The sequence below is a fragment of the Haemophilus sp. oral taxon 851 str. F0397 genome (genome assembly GCF_000242295.1).
In the GTDB taxonomy this organism is placed as follows: Bacteria; Pseudomonadota; Gammaproteobacteria; order Enterobacterales; family Pasteurellaceae; genus Haemophilus.
Genome location: NZ_JH591077.1, coordinates 55,167 through 57,947, shown reverse-complemented (window position 1 = coordinate 57,947; position 2,781 = coordinate 55,167). Strand labels below are relative to the sequence as shown.

The 2,781-nt window shown below is 38.1% G+C and carries 1 protein-coding gene and 4 tRNA genes (1 of these 5 cut by a window edge); all 5 read right to left on the bottom strand.

What is annotated here, in order from left to right; genetic code table 11:
* Positions 1-57: 57 nt before the first annotated feature.
* Positions 58-134 (bottom strand) — tRNA-Pro (locus HMPREF9096_RS04730).
* A gap of 21 nt (positions 135-155) precedes the next feature.
* Positions 156-231: transfer RNA gene (locus HMPREF9096_RS04735), tRNA-His, on the bottom strand.
* A 26-nt stretch (positions 232-257) separates the two neighbouring features.
* Positions 258-334, bottom strand: a tRNA-Arg gene (locus HMPREF9096_RS04740).
* 148 nt (positions 335-482) lie between these two features.
* Positions 483-2,618, bottom strand: coding sequence for a bifunctional 23S rRNA (guanine(2069)-N(7))-methyltransferase RlmK/23S rRNA (guanine(2445)-N(2))-methyltransferase RlmL (rlmKL, locus tag HMPREF9096_RS04745; RefSeq protein WP_009500394.1), 2,136 nt, complete (start codon positions 2,616-2,618; stop codon positions 483-485).
* Positions 2,619-2,748: 130 nt separating this feature from the next.
* Positions 2,749-2,781: transfer RNA gene (locus tag HMPREF9096_RS0108725), tRNA-OTHER, on the bottom strand; it runs 42 nt beyond the window's last position.

The following is a 2,781-nucleotide window of genomic DNA, read 5'->3' as shown; positions in this document are numbered from 1 at the left end:
TCAATCAACAAGTGCCCACACAGATTGTCTGATACATTGTTAAAGAGCAAAATAAAGTGGTCGGCGAGATAGGATTTGAACCTACGACCCACTGGTCCCAAACCAGTTGCGCTACCAAGCTGCGCTACTCGCCGTCAGATCTTATAAAGATAAGATGGGGTGGCTAATGGGATTCGAACCCACGACAACTGGAATCACAATCCAGGGCTCTACCAACTGAGCTATAGCCACCATTAAAAGTTGTTGTTGCACTGACCTGGCGCGCTCGACAAGATTCGAACTTGCGACCTTTGGCTCCGGAGGCCAACGCTCTATCCAACTGAGCTACGAACGCGTTATTGCGTCGTTGCGGAGGCGTATATTAATGATTTAACAAAACCTTGTCTAGCACTTTTTGAAAAAAAATGTTTGAGCGATAGTTTTTTATTCAGTTTGTTTAAAATTCACTATTTTTTCGACTATTTTTACAACTTGGGAAATCATTATATATGTTGAATCATCCAACAATTATGAATTTGTTTATTACGTTCAAAATCTAGAGGTAACGTTTTATGCGAAATTTCTACCGCACTTAAACCTAATTCTTCCAACGCAACTAAATTCATTTTGAATCCACGTTTATTATTCGAAAAAACAATTGTGCCATTATTCGACAAAACTCGTTTTAGATTGCTCATCAATTTCACATGATCTCGTTGAACATCCCAACTCTCTTCCATACGTTTAGAATTTGAAAACGTCGGTGGATCCACAAATATCAAATCGAATTGACGATCACATTTTTCTAACCATTGAAGGCAATCTGCTTGAATCAATTTATGTTGTTTACCTTCAATATCATTCAAAATAAGATTTTGCTCCGCCCAATTAAGATAAGTATTGGACATATCAACGGTAGTTGTCGATTTAGCACCACCAAGTGCTGCATGAATAGTTGCTGAGCCAGTATAAGCAAATAAGTTCAAGAAATCTTTACCCTTTGCCAACTCTCCAATCATTTTTCTTGTTAAACGGTGATCTAAGAATAAGCCAGTGTCTAAATAATCTGTCAAATTTACCCAAAGTTGCGCGCCATATTCATTTACATAAAAGTATTCACCTTTATTGGCTAATTTCTCATATTGGTTGGTACCTTTTTGTTTCTGACGAACTTTAAGGATCAACTTATTTGTTTCGACACCTGTAACGTGCAAAGTTGCAGTAACCGCATCTAATAAACGTTGACGCGCTTTATTTTCATCAATATTTTTCGGCGCTGCATATTCTTGCACAACAATGTAATCAGTATAACGATCGACGGCTAAATTATATTCAGGCAAATCGGCATCATATAAACGATAAGCGTCTAATCCTTGCTGCTTTGCCCATTTACTAATTTTCTTAATATTTTTTTGTAATCGATTAGCAAAATCGGTTGCCACCTCCGAAGTGCGGTTAAATTCCAGTTCATTTTCAGCTGTAATCTCGTCAGATTTTCGTTCTGAAACTTGATAATTCTTCTGCACACAATCTAGTGGGCCATTTTTTGCTTTAAACTGTCGGCTGGCACGCATTCTCAAACAATCAAGCAATGTGGATTCGCTACTAAAAACAGAAACATTCCAATCGCAAAATTCTTTTTTAAGTCTTTGCCCAAATACAGAATAGAGCGCGATTAAAGCTGGTGTTGTTCCTAAACGTTCACCATAAGGTGGATTACAGATAACCGTACCGACTTCATTTAAACGAGGATTTTTTAACGCTGCAACATCACCTTGTTGCCATTTAATTAAATGTGAAACGCCTGCATTTTGTGCATTTTTCTGCGCCTTTTTTAATACGCGGTGATCGAGGTCAAATCCATAAAAGTGCGGTTGAATTTCACTTTGTTTTTCTTCTACTAATTCAATCGCTTCATTTTTTACTTTTTCCCAAGCAGATTGATTATGCGCTTTCCAAAAATCAAATCCCCAATGTAAACGATAAAGTTGCGGTGCAATTTTGGCTTCCATTTGTGCTGCTTCAATTAAAAGCGTACCTGAACCACACATTGGATCTACTAATGGAGAACCCGCTTGCCAACCTGAACGCATAACAATCGCTGCAGCTAGAGTTTCACGTAAAGGCGCTTGACCTGCATCTTCACGATAGCCTCGCAAATGTAATGCTTCCCCACTTAAATCTAAAGAAATCACTAAATTTTCACGATTCAAATAAGCATGAATACGTACGTCCGGCTGAATTTTATCTACATCAGGGCGAGTTTTACCTTGACGTTCAAAGTAATCGACAATTCCATCTTTAACGCGCATTGCACCAAATTGAGTATGACGAATTTCCTGGTTGGTTCCATTAAAATCAACAAAGAAGGTAACTCGTTCATCAAATTGCGCTAACCAATTAAAACCTGAAACAGCTGCATAAAGATCTAAATCACTGTAAATTTTGGTTTCAATCAAAGGAAATAAAATGCGTGAAGCAAGGCGTGACCAAAGCAAAGTGCGGTATAAAGTTTCATCATCAGCTTGATAATGAACGCCACCTTGAACCACTTTTGCCTCTTGCGCGCCAAGTTCAGTAAGTTCAACTTTTAATAATTCTTCAAAGCCACGAGAAGTCGTTGCAAATAATTGTTTCATTTAGGTACCGATTTTGAAAATTTTGAGGGATTATAGCATAGAAAAAGATGATCTAATTGAGATCATCATAGCGAGTTAAACTGTAAAGAGAAAAGCCCTGATTTTCTTAAATCAGGGCTTTAGAATTTGTTGGTTGCGGGGGCCGGATTTGAACCGACGGCCT

Bases quoted from the DNA above. Each gene is read 5' to 3' on its own strand.
- rlmKL (WP_009500394.1), bottom strand. From the start codon at position 2,618: ATGAAACAATTATTTGCAACGACTTCTCGTGGCTTTGAAGAATTATTA.